General features: G+C 61.9%; 23 protein-coding genes and 1 pseudogene. 15 read left to right on the plus strand and 9 right to left on the minus strand.

The features are described 5' to 3' along the window. Positions 1–72 precede the first annotated feature (72 nt). From P3T25_RS21855 to P3T25_RS21880, 6 genes are all read left to right on the plus strand, one after another. Positions 73–408: a hypothetical protein gene (locus tag P3T25_RS21855; protein ID WP_429358932.1), complete on the plus strand. Its 336-nt coding sequence runs from the start codon at positions 73–75 to the stop codon at positions 406–408. Positions 409–522: 114 nt separating this feature from the next. Further along, positions 523–861 (plus strand): hypothetical protein, encoded by a 339-nt coding sequence (locus P3T25_RS21860; RefSeq protein ID WP_154560126.1) that lies wholly within the window; start codon positions 523–525, stop codon positions 859–861. A 201-nt stretch (positions 862–1,062) separates the two neighbouring features. Further along, the gene (locus tag P3T25_RS21865; RefSeq protein WP_154560125.1) at positions 1,063–1,773 is read left to right on the plus strand and encodes a lysophospholipid acyltransferase family protein; all 711 of its coding nucleotides are present in this window, start codon (positions 1,063–1,065) and stop codon (positions 1,771–1,773) included. A 152-nt stretch (positions 1,774–1,925) separates the two neighbouring features. Next, entirely contained in the window at positions 1,926–2,411 is a 486-nt protein-coding gene (locus tag P3T25_RS21870; RefSeq protein ID WP_154560124.1) for an aminoacyl-tRNA deacylase, read from the plus strand. 82 nt (positions 2,412–2,493) lie between these two features. Next, positions 2,494–3,231 carry a BON domain-containing protein gene (locus P3T25_RS21875; RefSeq protein WP_154560123.1) on the plus strand — a complete coding sequence of 246 codons (738 nt, stop codon included), beginning with the start codon at positions 2,494–2,496 and terminating at the stop codon, positions 3,229–3,231. A 68-nt stretch (positions 3,232–3,299) separates the two neighbouring features. Then, a complete protein-coding gene (locus P3T25_RS21880; RefSeq protein WP_429358933.1) occupies positions 3,300–5,042 on the plus strand; it encodes a tetratricopeptide repeat protein in 1,743 nt (580 codons plus the stop codon). Between the two features lie 71 nt (positions 5,043–5,113). On the opposite strand, the gene P3T25_RS21885 is transcribed toward P3T25_RS21880, so the two are convergent. The 3 genes and pseudogenes from P3T25_RS21885 to P3T25_RS21895 form a co-directional block, all read right to left on the minus strand. After that, positions 5,114–6,280 carry a patatin-like phospholipase family protein gene (locus P3T25_RS21885; protein ID WP_429358934.1) on the minus strand — a complete coding sequence of 389 codons (1,167 nt, stop codon included), beginning with the start codon at positions 6,278–6,280 and terminating at the stop codon, positions 5,114–5,116. Positions 6,281–6,421: 141 nt separating this feature from the next. After that, a complete protein-coding gene (locus P3T25_RS21890) occupies positions 6,422–7,798 on the minus strand; it encodes a sensor domain-containing diguanylate cyclase (RefSeq protein WP_429358935.1) in 1,377 nt (458 codons plus the stop codon). 194 nt (positions 7,799–7,992) lie between these two features. After that, positions 7,993–8,199: pseudogene (locus tag P3T25_RS21895) on the minus strand (LysR substrate-binding domain-containing protein); the annotation flags it as partial. A 133-nt stretch (positions 8,200–8,332) separates the two neighbouring features. Here P3T25_RS21895 and P3T25_RS21900 point away from each other — a divergent pair. The 6 genes from P3T25_RS21900 to P3T25_RS21925 all read left to right on the plus strand — a co-directional run bounded on the left by P3T25_RS21900 (position 8,333) and on the right by P3T25_RS21925 (position 13,637). Continuing rightward, on the plus strand, positions 8,333–8,581 hold the full coding sequence (locus tag P3T25_RS21900) for a hypothetical protein (RefSeq protein WP_154560118.1): 249 nt from the start codon (positions 8,333–8,335) through the stop codon (positions 8,579–8,581). A gap of 220 nt (positions 8,582–8,801) precedes the next feature. After that, a complete protein-coding gene (locus P3T25_RS21905) occupies positions 8,802–9,269 on the plus strand; it encodes a rhodanese-like domain-containing protein (RefSeq protein ID WP_154560117.1) in 468 nt (155 codons plus the stop codon). Positions 9,270–9,311: 42 nt separating this feature from the next. Then, positions 9,312–10,289, plus strand: coding sequence for a serine O-acetyltransferase EpsC (gene epsC / locus P3T25_RS21910; RefSeq protein ID WP_168435667.1), 978 nt, complete (start codon positions 9,312–9,314; stop codon positions 10,287–10,289). Further along, the gene (locus P3T25_RS21915; RefSeq protein WP_154560116.1) at positions 10,286–10,561 is read left to right on the plus strand and encodes a helix-turn-helix domain-containing protein; all 276 of its coding nucleotides are present in this window, start codon (positions 10,286–10,288) and stop codon (positions 10,559–10,561) included. The genes epsC and P3T25_RS21915 overlap by 4 nt, the downstream gene beginning before the upstream one ends. 108 nt (positions 10,562–10,669) lie before the next feature. Further along, positions 10,670–11,602 carry a family 2A encapsulin nanocompartment shell protein gene (locus tag P3T25_RS21920; RefSeq protein ID WP_429358936.1) on the plus strand — a complete coding sequence of 311 codons (933 nt, stop codon included), beginning with the start codon at positions 10,670–10,672 and terminating at the stop codon, positions 11,600–11,602. Further along, complete coding sequence (locus P3T25_RS21925; protein ID WP_429358937.1) at positions 11,577–13,637, plus strand: family 2A encapsulin nanocompartment cargo protein cysteine desulfurase; 2,061 nt, start codon at positions 11,577–11,579, stop codon at positions 13,635–13,637. The genes P3T25_RS21920 and P3T25_RS21925 overlap by 26 nt, the downstream gene beginning before the upstream one ends. 49 nt (positions 13,638–13,686) lie before the next feature. On the opposite strand, the gene P3T25_RS21930 is transcribed toward P3T25_RS21925, so the two are convergent. From P3T25_RS21930 to P3T25_RS21950, 5 genes are read right to left on the minus strand one after another with little or no spacing between them, the layout of a single operon-like run. Further along, the gene (locus P3T25_RS21930; protein WP_154560113.1) at positions 13,687–13,965 is read right to left on the minus strand and encodes a DUF971 domain-containing protein; all 279 of its coding nucleotides are present in this window, start codon (positions 13,963–13,965) and stop codon (positions 13,687–13,689) included. Next, positions 13,965–14,972, minus strand: a complete 1,008-nt coding sequence (locus P3T25_RS21935; protein ID WP_429358938.1) for a HEAT repeat domain-containing protein — start codon at positions 14,970–14,972, stop codon at positions 13,965–13,967. Before P3T25_RS21935 ends, P3T25_RS21930 begins: the two co-directional genes overlap by 1 nt. A 29-nt stretch (positions 14,973–15,001) precedes the next feature. Continuing rightward, positions 15,002–15,247, minus strand: coding sequence for a 4Fe-4S dicluster domain-containing protein (locus tag P3T25_RS21940; RefSeq protein WP_030102639.1), 246 nt, complete (start codon positions 15,245–15,247; stop codon positions 15,002–15,004). A gap of 9 nt (positions 15,248–15,256) precedes the next feature. Next, positions 15,257–16,990, minus strand: coding sequence for a fumarate reductase/succinate dehydrogenase flavoprotein subunit (locus P3T25_RS21945; protein ID WP_429358939.1), 1,734 nt, complete (start codon positions 16,988–16,990; stop codon positions 15,257–15,259). After that, positions 16,987–17,766 (minus strand): GntR family transcriptional regulator, encoded by a 780-nt coding sequence (locus P3T25_RS21950; RefSeq protein WP_171926895.1) that lies wholly within the window; start codon positions 17,764–17,766, stop codon positions 16,987–16,989. The genes P3T25_RS21945 and P3T25_RS21950 overlap by 4 nt, the downstream gene beginning before the upstream one ends. Positions 17,767–18,007: 241 nt before the next feature. Between P3T25_RS21950 and P3T25_RS21955 the strand changes: the two genes are divergently transcribed. Then, positions 18,008–19,336 (plus strand): LLM class flavin-dependent oxidoreductase, encoded by a 1,329-nt coding sequence (locus tag P3T25_RS21955; RefSeq protein WP_429358940.1) that lies wholly within the window; start codon positions 18,008–18,010, stop codon positions 19,334–19,336. Between the two features lie 136 nt (positions 19,337–19,472). Here P3T25_RS21955 and P3T25_RS21960 read toward each other — a convergent pair whose 3' ends face one another. After that, positions 19,473–20,828 (minus strand): LLM class flavin-dependent oxidoreductase, encoded by a 1,356-nt coding sequence (locus tag P3T25_RS21960; protein ID WP_429358941.1) that lies wholly within the window; start codon positions 20,826–20,828, stop codon positions 19,473–19,475. Positions 20,829–21,196: 368 nt separating this feature from the next. On the opposite strand from P3T25_RS21960, the gene P3T25_RS21965 reads away from it, so the two are divergent. Then, on the plus strand, positions 21,197–22,735 hold the full coding sequence (locus P3T25_RS21965; protein ID WP_429358942.1) for a sugar ABC transporter ATP-binding protein: 1,539 nt from the start codon (positions 21,197–21,199) through the stop codon (positions 22,733–22,735). Further along, the gene (locus tag P3T25_RS21970) at positions 22,735–23,790 is read left to right on the plus strand and encodes an ABC transporter permease (RefSeq protein WP_154560106.1); all 1,056 of its coding nucleotides are present in this window, start codon (positions 22,735–22,737) and stop codon (positions 23,788–23,790) included. The genes P3T25_RS21965 and P3T25_RS21970 overlap by 1 nt, the downstream gene beginning before the upstream one ends. Positions 23,791–23,807 lie beyond the last annotated feature (17 nt).

A 23,807-nucleotide genomic window follows, 5' to 3' on the forward strand; every position in this document is an offset into this window, starting at 1 on the left:
TAACCCGGCGCAGACCGGGCGTCGCGCGGTCGTCCTAGTCCAGTCATAGCTTTGGCGGGGCAACGTGATGTATTGTCACATTCAGTTGATATACAGGACGGGCAATCCTCGAAGGAGATTGATTTGACCGTTCGAAAATCAACGTTGTACGTCGAGAGTGCAACAAAGCATCCATTTGAGAGCTGCTTCGTCGACCTTGGCGGGCACTCCGCAGAGCGGGCCCTCACTGCGCTCACTGCCGCAGTCAATGCGGCTCAACGTGAAATGAATGCTTTTGACTGGATTGCAGACGCGCTTCCCGGCGCGACGCTCAAACCGGCCCTGGCATTCGGCACAGTTGGCGAACTGTATCGGTCATACACGAGACCCGCCGAGCTGGGACGCCTGAAAGGCGTGTTGCGGTCCTGACCAGGGCATTCCAATATGTCCCGCATTCGAACGTAGGCGTCTATAGTGGAGTCATCGCCCCGCCAGGGGCGAGCTTCCTTTTCAGGACCGACGCATTGGACGGGGGACGGCACTATGCCTGCTGATTCTGGTTTGGCTTACGACCCGCAGGGACAAACGCCTGGGTCATTGCTGACGCTGGTTGGATATCTCGAACTCTCGCTGGATGAGGGAGAATGCGTCGTCATGATGCGCCGCGGTACAGACGTCTGCGCTGTCTACATCGGCGACCCAGCGGACGAGGACAACGAGTTGACTGGTCACGGAACTATTGCAGTGGGCGTGGCTGATGAGATTCTCGAACTGACTCACGCCGGCTTGAACCGGATAACGGTCGGCGACCAGACGTACCGGTTCGTTCGAAGCTTCACCCACATCGCAGACGTCGGAGCAGTGATATTTGCGCCAGCGTAGGCTTGTGAGCAACCTCTCTTCCTGCCTTTGCGGCATCGCGCGCCGGCTTTGCCAGCGCGTCCGCTTTCATCCCCGGAAGCCCGGTCCCGAACCACTCCACTGTCCTTTGGAGATGGGTGACATACGAACGCATCTGTCACGGCGTGGTCTCACCTGTCAACGGTGAATGTTCCACCGCAAACCAATCTTAATCAGGCCCCGATGCGTTCGACTTTCACTAAATGGCTGTTCATCGTCTACGTTCTCGGTAGCGGGACACTTTATTCAATGGCCATACTGCTCCTGTTCCCTTTCGTCGGCAGAGCTGGACGATACTGGTTGGCAAAACAATGGTGTCGTGCACTGGTGGCGGTGATGCGCTGGCTGCCGGGAGTCTCATGTTCGATAGAAGGGCTTGAACATATCCCTGAAGGGCCGGCGATACTACTGTGCCGTCACGAATCGACCTGGGAGACACTCGCATTTCTTGCGCTCTTTCCACGGCGCATCAGTTTTGTTTTCAAGGACGAGCTTCTTCGCATTCCGTTTTTTGGATGGGTGCTGCGTGGCCTTGACATGGTTAGCCTGAACCGCGGCTCCGCTCGACAGGCTCATCAGGCTGTGACGCAGGAAAGCGCTGAGAGGCTGGCGAAGGGGGATGTCATCGTCATTTTCCCGGAGGGGACCCGGGTGCCACACGATGCGCCGTTGAGAATGACATCGGGAGGCGTTCGATTGGCTTGCGCGACTGGCGTGCCTGCTGTTCCGGTGGTTCTCAACGCGGGCAAAGTCTGGCCGGCGAAAGGCTGGCCCAGCGGCCGCGGACAAATTCGTGTGGTTGTCGGCCCGGCATTCTCTCCTCGGGACCTGTCACAGCAGGAACTGGGGCGAGCCGTCCACGAGTGGATGAAAGACGAACTGCTGCGGCTTTGATACCGTTCCAGTCGTCGTCACACTCGCGCAGTCGCGGCGCTGCTGTTTGCATGCTGCTGTTTGCATGTTTTCACATGCGAACCAAAGCGACCTATCCTTAAGGGACCGCGAGCAATAGTCTCCCGTTTCCTTTCTTCCGGAGGAGGTGCGTCATGTCGATGTCTGCCACTCTTGAGGAGTGCCTGCGCAGCAAGGGCTCCCAGTACGAAATCGTGCATCATCCGCACAGCCATTCCAGCATCGAAACCGCGGCGGCGGCGCATATTCCCGGCGATCGCCTCGCCAAAACCGTGTTGTTTGAAGACGAACACGGCTATGTGGCGGCTGTGCTGCCATCGACCTACGCCGTGCGGCTGTCCGAGCTTTGGGCACAGACCGGACGCCACCTCCTGCTGGCCAAAGAGGTCGATCTGCGGGAGCTGTTCAAGGATTGCGACGTCGGAGCGCTTCCGCCAGTGTGTACTGCCTATGGCATGTACACCTATCTTGACGAGAGCCTCGCCCGTCAGCCGGACGTCTATTTCGAGGCCGGCGATCACGAAGCGCTGATTCACATGGACACGGATCAATTCCTTGATCTGATGGACCGGGCCGAGCGGACACGCTTCGCTCGTCGCATGGCGGGCACGCCGAGTTGAACGGCGCCCGTCGGGTGCGGCAAGGCTTGCGCAGCGCAGCATAAAGCGCGCTGCGTTACCGAACCTTTGCGCGAGGCAGATCATGCAACGCAGCGACGCGGTCCTGAAGCAGGTGATGGCAGCCTTCGAACGTGAATCACACCTGAAGCTCCGGAATCATCCCATTCATATGAGCTTCGACGACGGCGCCCTGACCGTGGCGGGCGAGGTGCCGGATATCGCATCCAAGAAACGCCTTCTTCAGTTGACCCAGATGCACTGCGATGGAACGCGTCTGGTCGACCAACTGCGTGTTACCGCCAACCCGGCGGTCGGTGATGGCGAGCTACGCACGCGTCTTTGCGAACGGCTGGCGCAGACGGTGGAGTTTCGCAACTGCGTGATCTGTGCGCGCGTCAAGGGCCAGCTGGAAGTGCTGCACGGCACCATGGACGAGGCGGGCAACGACGGCAGCGGCGTCGTCGAAGTGACGGTCGAGGACGGTGTCGTGACCTTGACGGGCCAGGTGGGCAGCCTGTCCCACAGGCGCCTCGCGAGTGTGATTGCCTGGTGGGTCGGCGGCTGCCGCGACGTGGTGAACCTGCTGGAGTTGGTGCCCGCCGAAGCCGACGGTGACGATGAGATTTCCGAGGCTTTGCACCTGGTGCTCGAAACCGATCCGCGTGTGCGCGCCGGGCAGATCACCATCAATGTGGAAAATCACAGGATCACGCTAGCAGGTTGGGTGGCGACCGAAGCAGAAAGACGGCAGGCGGAACAGGACGCCTGGTGTCTGGATGCGATCGATGGCGTCGTCAATCGTATTCAGGTGGGGGCCTGATCTGACTGCAGGCTCGTTTTGTAATCCGGACGTTACTGCTTTCCATAGAACGGCGGGCGTGACGGGAAATGAGTGCGCGCAAGATTTTGTCGGGCGTTGCGATGGTTGCGTTGTCCGTGGGATGCCTCGCTGCTGACGCGGCGAGTTCGTGTTCTCCGGCGTTCTCCGAGGTCGATGTCAAAAACGGCCTCAAAGTACAGGTGGATTGCGGACTCCCCGGTCAAACCCTCAATCGCCTGACCATCCAGTTGAATCGCGTGGTGAAGGGCGCCAAACTCTCCGACGCCCAGACGGTCTCGCTCGCGAGCGCAACCAACGTGATACTAGGCGTGGCGTATGCGCAATCGGGCCGTGTTGGGCGCAAGACCGATACCGCGTTCTCCAACGTCAAACCGCTAGTCGAGCGCCTTGCCGGGCAAATCAGGGCGCAGCCCGACGTAGATCTCGCGGCCGAAGCCCGGCAATGGGCCGCACGTTATGAGAATCTGCTGCGCAGATTCTCGATCGCACGAAGTCCCGATCCTCTTGAATTGCACATCGACGAAGCGCTAGCGCGCTTTGATCTGGAGAGTGCATCTCAGTTGCTGCCCCAACTGCTTGCCGAACAACAGGGAACCCCGCAGGTGTTCGCGGCGCGTTCTTATGAGGCTGGCGAGATTGAATTGCTGCGCTTCGCTCCGCAGAATGCCCTGCCGCATCTGGAAAAGGCCTACGCGTTGCAACCGGAAGATAGCAGCGTGGCGACCGCGCTTGCCGACACTTTGCAAGAGCAACGCGAGTTTGAACGTGCGGAACCGATTTACCGCACGCTGTTGTCGCGCTATCAGTTGCTGGCGCGGGAGAAGCCTGCCGCCTACCAGCCCCAGATTGCGCGCACGTTCGGCAAGCTTGGCAACCTCTACGTTGGGCTGCAACGACCCAAGGAAGCGGAGGCCGCCTATCTGCGGGCGCTGGAGACCTATTGGCTGCTGGCGAAACAGAACCCGGTGGCTTACGGGCCCGCTGTGGCACAAACGTTCGACAACCTCGGCGTGCTATATCGCGATACACAGCGCCTGCAGGAAGCGGCGGATGCTTATCGCGAAGCACTGGACATCGATCGTGCGTTGGCCTATCGCGACCCCGCGACCTACAAACCCGATATGGCGACGACGCTCAACGACCTCGGCATCCTGTACGGCGCCACACAACGTATGAGCGATGCGGAGCAGGCGTATCGCGAGGCGCTGAGCATCCAGCGGGTTCTGGTGCGGAGCAATCCCGCAGCCTACCGCCCGGCACTCGCTCGTACGTTCAACAATCTCGGGAACCTTTATAGCGCGATGCAGCAACTCCGCGAAGCCGAGCATGCCTACAAGGAAGCGCTAACGATCCGGCAGCAGCTTGCCCGGGAGAGTCCGGCACTCTATCGGCCCGATGTCGCGCGCACGCTGACCAATCTTGGCGCGCTCTATCGCGCCACACAACGGCCGAAGGAGGCGCAGCAAGCTTATCAGCAGGCCTTGCAGATCTATCGTGCGCTCGCGGGGGAAACCCCGACTGTCTACCAGCCGGACGAAGCGCGGACGTTGAACAATCTAGGTGTCCTTTTCAGTCACAGCGGGCGCCCACGCGAGGCTGAAGACGCTTACCGGAACGCGCTGGACCTTTACCGGACTCTGTCGCGAGATGCCCCGGCGGCCTACCGTCAGGATGAAGCGCGGACACTCGGTAACCTGAGCGCACTTTTGAGCCAGACTCAACGACCGCTTGAGGCCGAGGAGATCCGGCGTGAAGCAGCCCGTCTTCTCGACACAACGGAAGCGCCGTAGATCGCACCCACAATATAAAACGCGATCAGTGTGTGCATGACGAGCACCGCAGCGGCGAGCCAGCTCATGAGTTATCTTTGGCTATTCACGGAGGTCATTCGAAAGACTGAGATGCCCTCCATAGGGTCCAGTGTTTCGCGCCAGGGGGCACGCTCAAGCAAGCGGATCGTGTCTTCATAACCTACGGCCCAGCGTCGCTCGATGCCACTCGACGAAAAATCGATATCCCTGTTCAAATCGTTGTTATCGAATGCCGGCGCGTCGAGTTCCAATACTTGCATCGTCGTGCCACAGCCCCAGCCGAGTAGCGCCTGAACCTCCGGCGTATTGCGTTTCTCTTCGGGGATGTGTTGGCTGAGTTCGCGAATCACGTGACGCAGCCGGTGGATCTGCTTCTGTCGATCGAGGTGGCTTTCCGCGCGACTCGAGTACTGAATGTCACGCTGCCGGCTCATGACTTGCAGGATGGACTCGGGCTCCGGGCCGCTTGATGGCCACAACTGCACCGAAAAAATCACCGAGCTGTTCCGCGGCCGATCATCGAGCACGGCTTCTAGCGGCGTGTTCGAGTAGATGCCGCCGTCCCAGTACGATTCGCCTTCCAGTCGCACCGAAGGGAAGCCGGGTGGAAAAGCGGCGGATGCCATCACGTGCTCGACGTCCATCGGCGCGTCGCGATTGGTGAAATACCGCATACGTCCGCTGCAGACATTGACCGTGCCGACTGTCAGCCGCGTCGCCTTGCGATTCAGGCAGTCGAAATCGATCAGCGAAGACAGGGTTTCACGCAGTGGCTCGGTCGAATAGAATGCCGCCCGCTCCGGTCCAACGCGCGCCTGAATATTCGCCCATGACCCGGGTTGCGGGGTGAAGAACGACGGCACGCCTTGCGTGACGATTGCCAGGTCGCGCGACCAGTTGGCGAGCCCTGGCAACAGCCAGCTTGCCGCATCGACGCCACGGCGCGCCACGCCGTTCCAGAACTGGGTTAATCGCGCAATGCGGTTCTCGGGCAGATTGCCCGCGATGATCGCGCCGTTTATCGCACCGATCGACGTGCCGATCACCCAGTCGGGTTTGACCTTGCGGTCATGCATTGCCTGATAGACACCAGCCTGATACGCGCCGAGCGCACCGCCTCCCTGAAACACGAGGACCACTTGTCCGGGAATGTCTGGGGCGGCCTCCGACTGGCCTGCCGCATTAGCGTTGCGTTTGCCGTGTGTCTTGTTGCCCATTGCAGGTCTCCCGGACAAATGCTGCGGTGCCGGTGATTTTGCCACGGGTGAGGGCGGCCTGGCGCTGCGGTTTTCCCTTTTTACTGTCGTGGGGAGCTTGCGGGCGGCTTCAGGATTCTGCCGCCTGAAAGGCATGAACCTTTATTGTCCGGGCGTGACGGACTGGACCCGATTGCGTCCCGCACGTTTCGCGCCGTAGAGCGCTGCGTCCGCCGCCTGCACGAGTGCGTTGGGCGTGCTCAGCGTGCTCTGCGCGTTCTGCTCGTTCGTCGCGCACCCCGCACTGATGGTGACCTGACCGCCGGGTATTGGCGCCGTCAGGCCCAACTGCATGATGGCGAGCCGGGCCTGCTCGGCAATGACCGATGCTTCTTCCGATCCCGTGTTGGGTAACACCACGGCGAACTCTTCACCGCCGTAACGGGCGACGAAATCGCTCGACCGGCGTGCTATTCCTGCCAGCGCTTTCGCAATTGCGCTGAGGCAAGCGTCGCCGCGAAGATGGCCGAAGGCGTCGTTGTAATCCTTGAAATTGTCGACATCGATCATGACGAGCGAGAGCGGCTGACCGTTGCGTGTCGCACGGTCGAATTCCCTGCGAAACTGGTCTTCAAAGTAGCTACGGTTATAAATGCGCGTCAGGGCGTCGCGTGTGGACGAGTGCAGCAGGGAAGCGTGCGCCTCGGACAGTTCGCGGTAGAGCACGGTCACTTCCCAGACCAGCACGCATACCAGCACGCCGGGAGCCAGCATGCTGAAGATCCGCGCGACGTACCAGCCAAGGGTGAACTGGGCCATGCTCAATAGATTCAGACTGGCGTCCGCTAGGGAGGCGAGCAGGGCAATGGTGACCCATAGATCGAGCACGGTCCGCAGGCGTCCTTTGAACAGGACCACGGCGATCGCTAGAGCGTCAAGCAGGCAGATGACGAGTCCGGTTCGGCCACCTAAAAGCGCGTTCGTCTCGGAAGCCGCATGAAAAGGCGCGGACAGATTCGCATGAATGGCAAAGACGCCAAGCGCTGCGGCAAGCGCAGTGGGAACACCGAGTAACGCCCACGTCCAGAAATCGATGTGAGGCAGCCCGATCGGCTTGCTCGGGAGGCGGTCGCGTATGAGCGCTGCCAGGATGACGAGCAGCGGAAATCCTGCATGCCAGAAAACCCACATCCACGCCGCGCTCTGAGGCCCGGCGCCGAACAGTCCGGTGCGCGTGAAAACGCCAGGGAACATCAGCAGCTGCAAAGCGACGGTAATCGCCGTGAACGCGTACGCGCCGCCTAGCGCGCCGAGCATCGGCTGTTGCGTCACGCTAAAGCGGGCGCCGAGAAGAAACGCGGCGATTCCCGACGTGGTGAACACCGTGAGCGCACACATCGGCATGAAGGGCGTGATTGCCGGCAACGGCTGGTGCGCACGCTGACCCGCAATCGCGAATGTGAGCAGAACGAGCAACGCACATGTACCTGCAAAAACGGCCTGTTTGCGCGTTGCCGGCCCTATAAGCAAGCTGTCCATTCTGACCCGTTTGGTTGGTGTTCTGGTCGCCTCAGTGCATTGGTATCGCCAAAGGCACGACGCATATGCCGTGCCCGACGATACATCGCGGAGTTTGCCATGAACCGCGTCGATGCTTTACCGGCAAGGCGCGATGGAGCGTCGCAGCCGTTAAGAACCTATTGTCCTACAGATCGGCCCCGATAATCGAGTCGTCAGCGTTCGCGATAGTGCCCGGCCATATGGTCGACGAAAGCTCGCACCTTGGGCGCGACATACCGCGTTTGCGGGTAAAGGGCGTAATAGTGGCGCATGCCGAGAGAGTAGCCGGGCAGCAGGTGGACGAGGCGGCCGCGAGCCAGATCGGTCTGAACGGTATGCCGCGTGAACGCGGCGATGCCCACACCTGCCAGTGCAGCGGAGTAAAGCGCGGAGCCGTCAAGGTCTGGCTACGGTCCGATCCGTTCTCCGAAAACCATTCCACAAAAGCTTGTTTGCGATTCCGTATCCAGGTCGCTAGATTCATTAGTATCGCAATGAATCGACGGAGGTCGCATGGTCACACTTTCAGCGACGCTAATCTGGAGCGGACTGCGGCATCCCGTGCGAAGCCTGCAGAAGCAATTGTCAAAACGCGCGCCTGTTACGTCTGAGCAATCCTCCGACGTGAGCGCTGCCGCGACCTATACGTCCCCATCGCCCGAACGACTCGAACGCATTGCGGCTTACGCGCGCTGCGGCTATTTCCATATGGAATACACCGCTGGCATGTTTGTCGTGCCGCTCGAGATCCCACGGGAATAACGCGCGTGCCGGCGGTGGCGCGGCAAATCCGCGGCGCACGGACCTAGCCTGGTTGCTTCAAGCCGGAGCATCCGAACCGATGCTTCTTTAGAAATGACAATTAATTGGTTCGGCTTCGGCTGGCTCTCTTTCATAGTGTCTCCTGATGGCTATAGGCGGTTGCAATCGCAGATGGCTTTGACCAGCGCGTACTGATTCGCGCCATATTGAAGGAGACGTCATGACGCTTGAACTCGCAGAAGGACCCACCCACGCGCTGCTTGAAGCCGCCCGTTCGAGAGCCGCGGAAGCCGGTTTGCCCTATGCCGGTGGCCTGTCGCCACAGGATGCGTGGGCACTCGTCCAGGCAGGCGACGCCGTGCTGGTGGACGTGCGCACCGCCGAAGAACGCAAATTCGTCGGACTAGTACCGGACAGCCTGCATGTCGCGTGGGCGACGGGCACGAGCCTGACGCGCAATCCGCGCTTCGTGCGTGAACTGGAAGCGAAAGCCGGCAAGGACGCCCTCGTGCTGCTGCTGTGCCGCAGCGGCAACCGCTCGGCACTGGCCGCCGAGGCCGCGGCGAAAGCCGGCTTCACGCAGGTATTCAATGTTCTGGAAGGCTTTGAAGGGGAGCTGGACGGCGCGCAACGGCGCGGCGCCAGCAATGGTTGGCGCTTTCATGGGCTGCCATGGATTCAGGACTGACAGCCTGATCGTTCACACTGCACTTTACGGGGAGTAACCGCTGTGGCTGTGTTTGATGTCGATGAAATTGTTCACGCGCTTCAGACGGTCCGCCAGCAATGGCGCGAAGTGCAGAAGCGCTCGCTCGAGCCGGGCGGGCGCGAATTGCCAGGGCGCGAAGCGCTCTCGGAGATCATCGAGACGCTGAAGGGCGTGCTTTTTCCGATGCGGCTCGGACCACCCGATCTGCGTCAGGAAAGCGAAAATTTCTACGTCGGCCATGCGCTCGACGCCGCGCTGCATGCATTGCTGAGTCAGGCGCGTCTGGAGTTTCACTACCGCAGCCGCCATCAACCGCCGCCCGCCGCCACGATCGAGGCGCAGGCCGGCGTCGCGGTGCGCGCTTTCGCGGCGCGCTTGCCGGCGATACGCAGCTTGCTCGATAGCGACGTATTAGCCGCGTTTCACGGCGATCCGGCGGCGGGCAGCGTGGATGAAGTCCTGCTGTGCTACCCCGGCGTGCTGGCAATGATCCACCATCGGCTCGCGCATGAGTTGTATGGGTTGGGGCTGCCGCTGCTGGCGCGCATCATCGCCGAGCTCGCGCATGCGCAGACCGGTATCGACATTCATCCTGGGGCGCGGATCGGCGCGGGGTTCTTCATCGATCATGGGACGGGCGTGGTGATCGGCGAAACGGCCATCATCGGCGAACGCGTGCGGGTCTATCAGGCCGTCACGCTGGGCGCGAAGCGTTTTCCGCGCGACGCACAGGGACATCTGGAAAAGGGCCATGCACGGCATCCGATCGTCGAGGACGACGTCGTGATTTACGCGGGCGCCACCATTCTTGGACGCGTCACGCTCGGGCAGGGCGCGGTAATCGGCGGCAATGTGTGGGTCACGCAAGACGTTGCGCCCGGTTCGCACGTGACGCAGGCCGTGTCGCGCAACGAAGGCACCGGCGCCGCCGCGGTCCGCGAGCGGCCGCCGCGCGATCAGGCAGTCGCGGAGCCCGCCACGGCCGGGTCGGCTCGATGAGCGTGCTCGTCAGGGACTTCGGCGCCGCGGTGCGGCGCTTTCGTGAGGCGTCCGGCTGGTCGCAGGAGCAATTGGCCGAGCACGCCGGACTCAACCGGTCTTATGTCGGCGAGATCGAGCGCGGTTCTGCGATCGCGTCGATTGTCACGCTCGACAAGCTGGCCCGTGCTTTCAACGTGCCGGTCGAACGCCTGCTCAGCCATTCGTCCGATGGCGTGAGCGTTGCCGCACGCCCGCATTCCACACTCATCGATCCTGCGTCCGCCCGTTAGACCGCTGCGTTGCCGTCTATAGCATGTTGAACGGCCAGGGGCGTCTTCCCATAATCACTTTCGTTCATAAGCTTTCCTGTTTTTCTTCTATCAATCCTGGAGCTTCAGATGACAGCAACAGTCGGCGGCCTGACGGCGCTCGGCGATACCGCAGCACGGCAACTAGCCAATGCCACCAAAACCGTTCCGCAACTCGCCACGATCACGCCCCGCTGGCTCACGCATCTGCTGCAATGGCTGCCGGTCGAGGCGGGCATCTATCGTCTGAACCAGGTGAAGAATCCTGAAGCCGTCAAGGCGGCCTGCACCGCGCGTGAAGATGAAAGCATTCTGCCGCGCACATTCGTGCCGTACGAAGAGCAACCGCGCGAGTACTTCCTGAATGCGGTCAGCACGGTGCTCGACGTGCACACGCGGATCTCGGATCTGTACAGCAGCCCGCACGACCAGATCAAGGAGCAATTGCGCCTCACGATCGAAACGATCAAGGAGTTGCAGGAAAGCCAGTTGATCAACAATCCGGACTACGGCCTGCTTGCGAACGTGGCCGAAGAACAGCGCGTGTTTCCGCTGACCGGCGCGCCGACGCCCGACGATCTCGACGAGTTGCTGACCAAGGTATGGAAAGAGCCTGCGTTTTTCCTGACGCATCCGCTCGCGATTGCCGCCTTCGGTCGTGAATGCACGCGCCGTGGCGTGCCGCCGCCGACGGTCAGCCTGTTCGGCTCGCAGTTCCTGACGTGGCGTGGCGTTCCTCTGATTCCGTCGGACAAGGTGCCGGTTGCCGACGGCAAGACCAAGATTCTGCTGCTGCGCGTGGGCGACAAGCGCCAGGGCGTGGTCGGCCTGTTCCAGCCGGGCGTGGCCGGCGAACAGGGTCCGGGTCTGTCGGTTCGCTTCATGGGCATCAACAATCATGCGATCGCGTCGTATCTGATCTCGCTTTATTGCTCGCTCGCGGCGCATTCGCCGGACGCGCTGGCAGTTCTCGATGACGTGGAGATCGGCAAGTACCATGACTACCCAGACACCTACAAGTAAGCCCATGGATAGCGTCCTGCCGCACGATGTGCCGACGGGTCCGCCCGCGGGTTTGCCTGATCCGGCGACGTTAGCGTCGCTGGCCAATGCGTTCTTCTCGGCGCTGCCGGGCAACGCGCCGCAGGTAGGCGGTGCGCCCGACGTGGCCGCCACGCTGCCGTTCACGGCGCCTGTGACCAGCGAGATCAGCAATCCGGCCCCGGCCGGTTCGCCGCTCGCGGGTCCCGGCGGCGCGGGCACTGGCGTGCCTGGTGCAGCGTTGCCGCAGGGGCATGTGCCGGGGGGCAACTTGTTGCCTTCAGCGCCGACGCATGTTCTGTCGTTGGGGAATCGCGCGCCTGCGTTGGCTCCCCATGCAGTTGCGCAGAACGGCTTGCCGGATAGCGCGGTGACCGTTGCGCCGGCACTCGATCCGCGCTTTGGCGGGGCGGCGCTGGGCGTGCCTGAAGCACACGGTGCGCAGCGTCCGTCCGCGGGTGGTGCAGCGCCTGCGTCGTCCGCCTCAGCGTCGCCTTACTATTTCCTCGGCGAAACGGCGCAAGCCCGGACATCGACAGTTGCGTCGCCGGATATCGTCGTGCCGGGTTGGAACGAAGTCAGCGCACAATCGCTCGGACTCCCTGGTGTCGATCAGCCGCTCGCCGAGCAGCGCTTCCCGTACGACAGGCCGGCAGCATCGCAAGCGGCGCCAAGCGTCAGGCCGGCAGAGCACACCGGCAACTCGCACTATTTCCTGAATCTGAATGAGGGATCGCGGTTTCCCGGGCACACTTCCGCCAAGACGGATGGCGTGCCGCATGCCGGGCCGTCAGCGCATCCGCCGTTCGATGTGAATGCGATTCGCCGGGACTTTCCGATTCTGCAGGAACGTGTGAACGGCCGTCAGCTCGTGTGGTTCGACAATGCCGCGACGACGCACAAACCGCAGGCGGTGATCGATCGGCTCGCATATTTCTATGCGCATGAAAACTCGAACATCCATCGGGCTGCCCATGCGCTGGCCGGCCGCGCCACGGATGCGTACGAAGCCGCACGCAGCAAGGCGCAGCGTTTCATCGGCGCGGCCTCGCCGGAGGAAATCATCTTCGTGCGCGGCACCACTGAAGCGATCAACCTGATCGCGAAGACGTGGGGCGTGAAGCATGTCGGCGAAGGTGACGAGATCATCGTCTCGCATCTGGAGCATCACGCCAACATCGTGCCGTGGCAACAGCTTGCCGCGCAAACCGGTGCAAAGCTGCGCGTGATTCCGGTCGACGACAGTGGCCAGGTTCTGCTCGATGAATATCGGCGGCTGCTCAATGACCGAACCAAGATTGTGTCGGTCACGCAGGTGTCGAACGCGTTGGGCACGGTGGTGCCGGTCAAGGAGATCGTCGAGCTCGCGCATCGGGCAGGGGCGAAGGCGTTGGTCGACGGTGCTCAGTCTGTGTCGCACATGCGGGTAGACGTGCAGGCGCTCGACGCGGATTTCTTCGTGTTCTCGGGTCACAAGGTGTTCGGTCCGACCGGCATCGGCGTGGTCTACGGCAAGCGCGCGATTCTGGAGGATATGCCGCCCTGGCAGGGTGGCGGCAACATGATCGCGGACGTCACCTTCGAGCGCACCGTATTCCAGCCTCCGCCGAATCGTTTCGAAGCGGGCACGGGCAATATCGCGGATGCGGTAGGACTGGGTGCTGCGATCGATTACGTTCAGCGCGTGGGCATCGAGAATATCGCGCGCTATGAACATGACCTGCTGGCGTATGCGACGAGCGTGCTGCAGCCCGTGCCTGGTGTGCGCCTGATTGGCACGGCGCGCGACAAGGCCAGCGTGTTGTCCTTTGTGCTGAAGGGCTACGAGACCGAGGAAGTAGGGCAGGCGCTTAACGAAGAGGGCATCGCCGTGCGCTCGGGACATCATTGTGCGCAGCCGATCTTGCGGCGCTTTGGCGTGGAAGCCACGGTGAGGCCGTCGCTTGCGTTCTACAACACCTGCGATGAAGTCGATGCGCTGGTGTCGGTTGTGCGTCGGCTGTCTTCGCGACGCTAATGAAAAACGGCGGCCGTTTATAACGGTCGCCGCTTTCCTACGCCTGCATTCAGGCAATTCCCGCCAGATAATCCCACGGATAGATCCCCTGCGCGTGTCCGTCGCTGAACACGATCTGCACGCCGTAGCCCATCGGCTGCACGTCGACAATCGCGAGGCGCGGCTCGATTCGCGCCACCTGGCCCGAACGCGTCAAGCGACGGCATGTCGAGCAAGGGCACCGCTCCCTCAGCGTGGCGTTGTCGATCCACTGCGTTTGGCCATCGCGCCACGTCAGGGACAGTCGCCCCGTCGCGGCATGAATCGTCACGTGTTCGGGCGCGTTCATCAGTGCGCCCTTTCAATCTGTGCCAACGCTATACGTGCGGCCTTGCGTACTTCCGGGTCGGGATCGGTCGCGGTTGCGTGCAAGGCCGGCAACGAGGCTGTGTCGCCCAGTTCGCCAAGCGACAATGCCGCTTCCTTGCGCAGATTGCTGATCGCATGCGTGAGCAACACGGCGACCGCAGTGCTCGCGGTAGCGTTTGCGTTTGCATTGCCGAGTTTGCCTAACGCGCGGACTGCCTGCAGACGGACTTGCCAGTAGTCGTCGTCGAGCGCCGCGATCAATGCACCCTGTGCGCTCGGCGCGCGCAGTTTGCCGAGTGTGGCCGCCGCTTCTTCACGGACCTGCCACGCGGCATCGCACAACGCGCTCAGCAACGCGGCGATGGTTTCGTCCGTCGCCGCGGCGCCAATGCCCAACGCGCCGATTGCCGCGCGTCGCACGGTGGCGCTCGCATCCTGCGCGGCGATGGCGGTAAGAGGGCCAAGCGCGCGCTCGCTCTTCAACCAGCCGAGCACGCCCACGGCTTCGAGCCGCACATCATCTTCGCTAGCGCTCAGTGCGGCCAGCGCGGGTTCCAACGCACCCGCATAGCGTAATTCGCGCAGGCCGCGAAGCGCAGCCTGGCGCACGAACGGATCGTCATGCGTGGTCCACGGCGCGAGCAGTGGCCCGGATTCAGGGTCCTTCAGATTGGACAGACTCTGCGCGGCTGCGTCGCGGACATCTTCAGCACGATCTGCCAGCGCTTCGCACAGCGCCGTTACCGCGTCGGCGCGCTCCCATGCACCGAGCACCTCGGCGGCTTGCGCCCGAACGTCCGATGATGTGTCGGTGCGTAACGCAGCGACAATCGGTCCGAGCAAGGCTTCGTCTTCGAGGTCGGCGAGCGCAAGGAGAGCGATGCGGCGCACGGCGGCGTCCGCGGACGCGAGGCGTGGCAGGAGTGCTGCGGCCTCCGGATCGAGGGAATCAGGGTCGAACGTCAGCGGAAGCGAAATATCAGTCATGAGTTGAGTGGTGTCTTGAGGATTCGCTACTAGCGCAGCAGATAAGGAATGTCGACCCTGACCGCATCGGTCGGGCAATCCTTCTCGCACGGCATGCAGTACCAGCATTCGTCGAACTTCATGTACGCCTTGCCTTTAGTCAGGTCTATCGCGAGCAGGTCGAGCGGGCATACATCCACGCAGACCGTGCAGCCTTTGTCGGCGATGCATTTGTCTTCGTCGATCGTGACCGGCGCTGCGCTGCGCTGGAAAATGTTGTGCGGTGTCGTAGACATGGTGGCTCCTCAGGCGTCCGCCAGCGCGGGCTCGCCGATGCGCAGGTTCTGATAGGCGTGACTCTCGTGGCTGTCGAGCGGCACCACGTACGGCTCGACAGCGCGTTTTTCGCTGACCATGCGGCCCGCTGCATCTTTCTTCAGATGCGTGTGGCAGAACCACTCCGCGTCATTACGCTGCGGATAATCGACGCGATGGTGGTACAGCCCCCAGCGGCTTTCCGTGCGATACAGCGACGCGTGGGCCGCCATTTCGGCGCAGTCGCGAATCGCCCGTACTTCCGCGGCGCGCATCAGTTCGTGCGGATTGTCGGCTTTGATCTGGTCGATGTCGGTGGCGATTTCAGCGAAACGTTGCAGGCCGATTTCCATCTTGCGCGTGACCTTCGGCGGCTGAAGATAGTCGTTCACCATGCGGCGCAGCTTGTATTCGACTTGCGCCGGCGCAAGCCCTGTCTCGCGTTCGAGCGGCGCATAGATTCGCGCCCGTTCGGCTTCGATCTGCTCGGTATCGAGCGCCGCATGCTCACGGCCGTCGACGTATTGCGCCGCGTTTTGCCCCGCGAACCAGCCGTAGGTGAATGCGCCGAGCATGTAGTTGTGCGGTACCGCGGCCATGTCGCCGGCGGCGTAGAGACCGGCGACCGTGGTTTCCGCGCGCTCGTTCACGTAGACGCCGGATGCGCTATGGCCGCTGCAAAAACCGATCTCCGAGATGTGCATCTCGATCATCTGCTGCCGGTAATCGGTGCCGCGTCCCGCATGAAATCGTCCCCGGCTCGGGCGCTCATTCGTGTGCAGAATCTGCTCGATGGTTTGAATGGTTTCTTCGGCGAGATGGTCGAGCTTCAGAAACACCGGTCCGTTACCGCTTTGGAGTTCCTGATAGAACTCCCACATCATCTGGCCGCTCCAGTAATCGCATTCGATGAAACGTTCACCCTTGCCGTTCGCGGTGAAGCCGCCGAGCGGGCCCGTCACATAGGCGCATGCGGGGCCGTTGTAGTCCTTGATCAGCGGGTTGATCTGGAAGCACTCGAGGTTCGCTAGCGCTGCGCCCGCGTGATAGGCCATCGCGTAACCATCGCCGGCGTTGGTGGGGTTCTCGTAGGTTCCCATCAGGTAGCCCGAGGACGGCAAACCGAGCCGTCCCGCCGCCCCACAACTGAGAATGACAGCCTTCGCGCGCACCACATAGAAATCCGCCGTACGACAATCGAAGCCCAGTACGCCGCAAGCGCGCCCTTGCGCATCGGTCAGAACACGCGTGACGACGATGCGATTGGTGATCGCAATGCGTGCGCGTTTGAGCTGCCGGTAGAGCACTTTCTTGATGTCATGGCCTTCCGGCATCGGCAGAACATAGGAGCCAATGTGATGCACTTTCTTGACCGCATAGTCACCTGTGCCGTCTTTTTCGAACTTCACGCCCCAGCGGTCGAGTTCTTCGATGGTCTCGAAACTATGCCGGGCGTAGGCGTAGACGGCTGACTGATCAACGATGCCGTCGTTGGCGATGGTGATTTCCTTCGTGTACTGCTCGGGCGTGGCGTGGCCTGGGATGACGGCGTTATTCAACCCGTCCATGCCCATCGAAATCGCGCCGCTGCGTTTGACGTTGGCCTTTTCCAGCAGCAGGACCTTCAGATTCGGATTCTGTTCTTTTGCTTTGACGGCAGCCATCGGACCGGCGGTGCCACCTCCCACGACGACCAGGTCGTACTCGATCACGTGCGTATTCATTTCGTGTTCCTTTTGGTCTTCTTCTCTTTCTGCCTGTCGATGCGAAAGCGGTACTGAAACGCGTCGCCGCGAAAATAGAGGTATTCGTAATCGATCGGTGTGCCGTCCGCGCTATGCGTCAGACGTTCGATGCGAAGCACCGGGCTGCCTTCTTCAACGTTCAGGGCTTCGACGATTTCATCGTCGGCGAGAATCGCGTCGATGGAGACGTCGGCGTGGCCGAGCGGCACCGCGCAGTCGTTCTCGAGAATCAGGAAGATGTCGCGCGTGACGAGATCGGCGCCGGCCAGGCGTTTGCCCAACGCTTCCGGCACCCACGTGATTTCGAGCGACACCGGCTCGCGATTGAGCATCCGCACGCGACGGATTTCGGCGACCTTCGTGCCTTCGGGCAGTTGAAGCCGGCTCGCGATGTGCGCGGTGGCGGGAATGAAGCGGATATGTTTGAGCTGGTTGACGATCTCATAGCCCATCGACGACATCGCTTCGGCGAAACCTTGCAACGCACTGACGTTCTGGAAGGCCTTCGGCTTGGAGACAAAGGTGCCCTTGCCGTGCAGTTTGAAAACGAGGCCTTCCTTTTGCAGATCGCCGAGCGCTTGCCGCACGGTGATACGGCTGACGTTGAACCTAGTGCACAGGTCGTTCTCAGACGGCATCTGCGAATGGGCCGCATACGTGCCGTCGAGAATGCGCGAGCGCAAAGCAGTCTTTATCTGCTCGTAGAGCGGCGGGGCGGAGAGAGGCAGCACGTTGGCCGGGTCGGGTTTCTGCATGATCTGTGGGTTGTCTGTACTTGTTATGACAAGTTGCATCACAGTCTAGTGAGGGAGCCTTGAGGGGCGAACGAAGATTTTGTGCTTTGTATTTCTGCGGAACAGCTTTTGGCGTGTCCGATAGCGCCGGAGCCCCGGCACATCGCGTTCGGCGGGCGGGTGCCAGGTGGTGGGCGGTGGCAAGCAGCGTCGGCGAAGGACGATTAAACTGACCCGACCTGTTTGCGATGGAGCTTGCTAAATGTCACGTCAGCTTCGCCTCGGCGCTTTCATGCGTCCCACGACAATTCACACCGGCGCATGGCGCTATCCCGGCGCCTATCCCGACGCCAACTTCAATTTTGCGCACCTGAAGCGCTTCGCGCAGACGCTCGAGCGTGGCCGCTTCGACGCGTTCTTCATGGCCGATCACCTCGCGGTGCTCAACATGCCGCTCGACGCGCTCAAGCATAGCCACACCGTCACGTCGTTCGAACCGCTGACATTGCTGCCCGCGCTGGCGGCGGTCACGGAACGGCTCGGGCTTATCGCCACGGCGTCCACTACGTTCGACGCGCCTTATCACGTCGCGAGGCGCTTTGCCTCGCTCGACCATATCAGCGGTGGCCGCGCGGGATGGAATCTCGTGACGACGTCGAACCCCGATGCCGCGCTCAATTTCGGTCTCGACGAGCATGTCGAACACGACGAGCGGTACCGGCGCGCCCGCGAGTTCTTCGACGTGGTGACCGGGCTCTGGGACAGTTGGGCCGATGATGCTTTTATCCGCGATACGGAAACCGGCACCTTCTTCGATCCGGAGAAACTGCATGTGCTGAACTACAAGAGCGAGAACTTCTCGGTGCGCGGCCCGTTGAATATTGCGCGCCCCGTTCAGGGATGGCCCGTCATCGTGCAGGCAGGTTCATCGGAAGCGGGGCGCCAGATTGCCGCTGAAACCGCCGAGGTGGTGTTTACCGCGCAAACCCTGCTGGCTGACGGCAAGCGCTTCTATGCCGATGTGAAAGGCCGGATGGAAAGACTCGGGCGTGAACGCGACCACATGAAAATACTTCCGGCCGCCTTCGTGGTCGTCGGCGATACCCTGGAAGAGGCGGAGGAGATTCGGGCGCGGCTTGACACGTTCGTGCACTACGAGAGCGGAATCGCTTCGTTGTCGATTGCATTGGGGCACGACGTGTCCGGTTTCGATCCGGACGGCCCGCTGCCCGAGATTCCCGAAACCAATGCGAGCCGGACAGCACGGCAGCGGGTGGTTGAATGGGCGCAGCGCGACGGGCTGACAATTCGTCAACTCGCTCAACGCATCGGCGGATACTCGGGGCTCGAGATGGTGGGCACGGCGAAAATGATCGCTGATCAGATGGAGCAATGGCTGGTGGAAGAGGGCTCTGATGGGTTCAACGTGATGTTCCCGTATCTACCGGGCGGTCTTGACGACTTTGTTGACAAGGTCATTCCCGAGTTGCAGAAGCGCGGTTTGTTCCGGCGCGAATACGAAGGCGCGACGCTGCGCGAGAATCTGGGCTTGCCACGGCCTGAGAACCGCTTTTTTGCCCACGTGAAATAACCGGACCACAAATTGGCTTACTTCACGGCGCGTTTGCGCGCCGAGGTGACGCCCGGGATCTCATTCGTGTGTTCGCCGGTCCGAGCAGTGACTGTGCAAGCCCGGGTCCCGGTATCCAGCGTGTTGAAAAGAGCGCTTACGCGGTTGCGGCCACTTCCCGTGGATGCAGGTGGCGGCTGACAGGCCGTCGCAACCGGAAGTGTTCACGCAGCGTGCTGCCCTCGTATTCGGTACGGAAAAGACCACGTTGCTGCAGAAGCGGAACCACGCCATCGGCGAAGTCCTGCAAGCCACCGGGCAGAACATCCGGCATCAGATTGAAACCGTCGGCAGCGCCGCCTTTGAACCAGTGTTCGATATCGTCGGCGATCTGTTCCGGCGTGCCGACGACGACGCGATGTCCGCCACCGCCCGCAAGCGCGCGGATCAACTGACGCGCCGTGTATCCATGGGTCCGTGCTTGTGCGAGCGTTGCGTTGAAGAACGTGTGATTGCCATTGCCGTTGCCGGGCAATGAGAGATCTTCCGGCAGGCGCTCGTCGAGTTTCAACCGGTCGACGCTAATGCCCAATATGCCGGCCAGCCGAGTGAGGCTATAGCTCCACGGAATCAGGTCGACCAGATCATCGCGACGGCGCAGGGCCTCGGCTTCGGTTGCGCCGATGATGGTGGTGAGACCGGGTAGCACGCGAATTGCGTTGTTGCCACGTCCCCATGCCGCAGCGCGAGATTTCAGTTCGCGCGCATAGGCGGCTGCTTCGTCGAACGACTGCGATGCCGAGAACACGGCTTCCGCGTGCCGGGCCGCGAGTTCGCGTCCGTCGGCTGAGCCGCCGGCCTGAATCAGCACCGGATGACCCTGTGCACTACGCGGCAAGTTGAACGGACCATCGACACTGAAGTATTTGCCGCGGTGATCGATGCGATGCACCTTCGTGGTGTCGATGAAGCGGCCGCTCGCCTTGTCGCCGATAAAGGCGTCGTCTTCCCAGCTATCCCACAGCGCCTTCACCACCTCGGTGAATTCGGCTGCGCGCTCGTAGCGTTGCGCGTGATCGGGCACCGCCTCACGGCCGAAATTGCGGGCTGAGCCGAGATCGGCGGTCGTCACGATGTTCCAGCCGGCCCGGCCCGCACTGAGCTGATCGAGCGTGGCAAAGCGGCGCGCGATGTTGTACGGCTCGTTATAACTCGTCGACGCCGTGCCGATTACGCCGATATGGGTTGTGGCCGCAGCAATGCCGGCGAGCAATACGGTCGGCTCCAGCGCGGTGATCGGGCGGAAGTCGATCTGATCGGCAATCGAGGCGTTATCGGCGAGAAACACGGCATCGAATTTCGCCGCCTCGGCAATTTGCGCGACGCGAACGTAGTGGGCGATATCGACGAAGGCGCGCGGATCGGCTTCGGGCGTACGCCATGCGGAAGGGACAAAGCCGGAGTGGAGGATGTTGACGTTCAGATGAAGCTGGCGCGGCGGGTCGGTTCTCATGGTCTTTTCGAATGCGGAAGCAGCCAGCAACGAACGGACGAACGCTCTGACCGATTTGCCCATTGTCGAATAGCGAATCGCTTGAGACCACGAATGAATTCTGACATCGATATGCCGGTGAAGACTAAGCGTACGGCAATGTCTCTCTCTGGTGACGGTTCGCCATGCGCGACGCTTTGCATATCAGAACAAATTGGTTTTCCGCGAGTCCCGCTCAGGCAGACAATCGTTCCTGGGTGACGGTATGCAATGCGTCGCCATTGCCGGAGCATGTCGCGGCTGCAGTGGGTCCGCTTGGCCGGACCCGCCGGAGAAACAATGAAACGTCTGCCCTTGCTCAATTCGGGTATATGAAGGCTCCCATTAACTTGACCCGCCCACCGCTTCCCGATCGTACGGAAAAGCTTCCGCGTTCGAGCGAGCCGATCCTGACTGCCTCTGCGCTCACGAAGCGCTTTGGTGCAACCGTCGCGCTATCCAACCTCGATTTCTCGATCCATCCCGGCGAAGTCGTCGCGTTGATGGGCGCCAACGGCGCGGGCAAGTCGACACTCGTCAAGATCTTAAGCGGCGTGTATGCGCCCGACGGCGGGACCTTGACGCTGCTGGACAAGCCGTATCGACCTACGTCACCCCAAGCGGCTAAACAACTCGGCATTGCCACGGTGCACCAGTCGATTGCCGACGCGGTCGTACCGGCGCTCTCGATCGCGGACAACCTGCTGCTCGACCGCTTGTGCGATCCAGCGTCGCCATGGCGTGTGCCGCCCGCGGCGCGCCATGAGGCTGCGAGGCCGCTTGCCGAGCGGGTCGGGCTGGATGTCGATCTGTCCGCACCGCTCGGGTCGCTCTCGCTCGCGAGTCAGCAGCTCGTGACGCTGGCGCGCGCACTGGCTTCGCGTCCCAAGCTGCTGATTCTCGATGAGCCCACTGCCAGTCTTTCTGCCGCAGAAGCGGAACGGCTGTTCCTGCGGCTCGAGCCATTGCGTGAGGAGGGTGTCGCTATCCTGCTGGTTTCGCATCGGCTGGGTGATCTGCGGCGCATGGCGGACCGGGTAGCGATCGTGCGCGACGGACATCTCGTTGCCGATCTGCACCCGCCAATCGATTTTGACGCTGCCGTCGAGACGATGATTGGACGGCCTCTGCCGCAAGGCCGAACTCAGAACGCGAAATACGCAGCTTCGCTCGAACCCTGTTTCAGCGTGCGCGATTTTCAATTGACGCCGGCCAGCCGCTCATTCGATCTCGACGTCCAGCGCGGCGAGATCGTAGCGATAGCGGGGCCGGTGGGTGGTGGCAAATCGCGCTTCGCGAGAGCGATCTTCGGTGCGACCCACGCAAGTAGTGGTCAGATGGTGCTCGACGGCAAGCCATGGTGTCCGCGTTCGCCAGCCGATTCAATTCGCGCCGGCGTGTTCCTCGCCGGCGAGGATCGTTGGCGCACGTCGTTGTTTCCCGACAGCGTGCCGTTCGCATCGATTGCGGGGACGCTCAGCTTTCCGTTTCTGTCGAACTGGTTCAGGCGCGGCGTGGTACGCGAGGCCGCAGAGCGCGGTGCCGCGATCGAAGCGATCAGAACCTTCGGCATTCGTTGCACCGGCCCCGACGATCGCCTGACGCGCCTGTCCGGCGGCAATCAGCAGAAAGTCGTTCTCGCGCGCTGGCATGTCGAACGCGCGCGCTTGTTGCTGCTCGACGAACCGTTTCAGGGCGTCGACGCCGGCGCGCGCGCCGACATCGTCGATACCTTGCGGCGACATGCCCACGAACGCGCGACGATTGTGTTCGTCAGCGATCTCGAAGAGGCGTTGGAGATTGCCGATCGCGTCGTGCGTTTCGATCGTGCGACGCTCGAGCGCCCAACTGTTCAACCAATCCATGACGCGAGCTCTGAACTTCATTAATGAAACCCCTCACACCTTCTATTACCGGCCAAGTGAAATCCGGCCGACGGGCGCAGTCAGCATGGCGTAGTTTGCGCGATCACATGGAGCGTACCGGCATCCTGCTCGTGCTGGCGATTCTGATTGCCGTGTTCGCCATCAGGGAACCCGCCTTCCTGAACATCGACAATCTGTTCAGCATCCTTCAGGCAGTATCGATTGTGGCATTGCTCGGCATTGGCGTGACGATCACGTTGGCGGCGGGCGGCTTCGATCTCTCAGTGGGCAGCGTGGCCGCTTCGGCTCAGATGGCGGCGAGCTATGTGCTGATCGTCTGGCATGGCAGCGCGCTGGCGGCCGTGGCCGCATGCGTCGCACTCGGCATCACAGCCGGTTTGTTCAACGGCTTGCTGATCACGCGGCTGCGCGTGCCGGACCAACTGGCGACGCTCGGCACTCTGTTCCTGCTGGCCGGTCTGCAACTGATTCCGACGGGCGGCCGCTCGCTCGCAACCGGTACCGTGTTGCCCGATGGCACGGAGGCGAGCGGGATATTCTCCGATGCGTTTCTGGCATTGGGGCGTCTGCGTCTTTTCGATGTCGTGCCGCTGCCTGTCCTGATTCTCATTGCGTTGACGGTGCTCGCCTGCATCGTGATGGAGACGACGCGCTGGGGCCGCGTGATCTATGCGATCGGCGGCAATGAAACGGCCGCGCGGCTGGCGGGTGCACCTACGGCGCGCTACCGGATCGCAGCTTATGTAGCCTCAGGGGCGATTGCGTCGTTGGGCGGCGTGCTGATCGCCGCGCGGGTCGGGCGAGGCGACGTCAGCGCCGGACACTCCCTGCTGCTCGATGCCGTGGCGGCTGCGCTAATGGGTTATGCGGTGTGGGGCGCGAAGCGACCCAACGTGTTCGGCACCGTAGTGGGAGCGGTGTTCGTCGGCGTGCTACTCAACGGCCTGACCATGCTGAATGCGCCGTACTACATGCAGGATTTCATCAAGGGTGTGTTGCTGGTCCTTGCGCTGGCGTTTACGTTCAGTGTTGGACGGCCTGCGGACTCACGCGGCTGAGGCCACCGGGTCGCCGA

Origin of the sequence: Paraburkholderia sp. GAS32 (assembly GCF_050434225.1) — a bacterium.
GTDB classification, from domain to species: Bacteria; Pseudomonadota; Gammaproteobacteria; order Burkholderiales; family Burkholderiaceae; genus Paraburkholderia; species Paraburkholderia madseniana.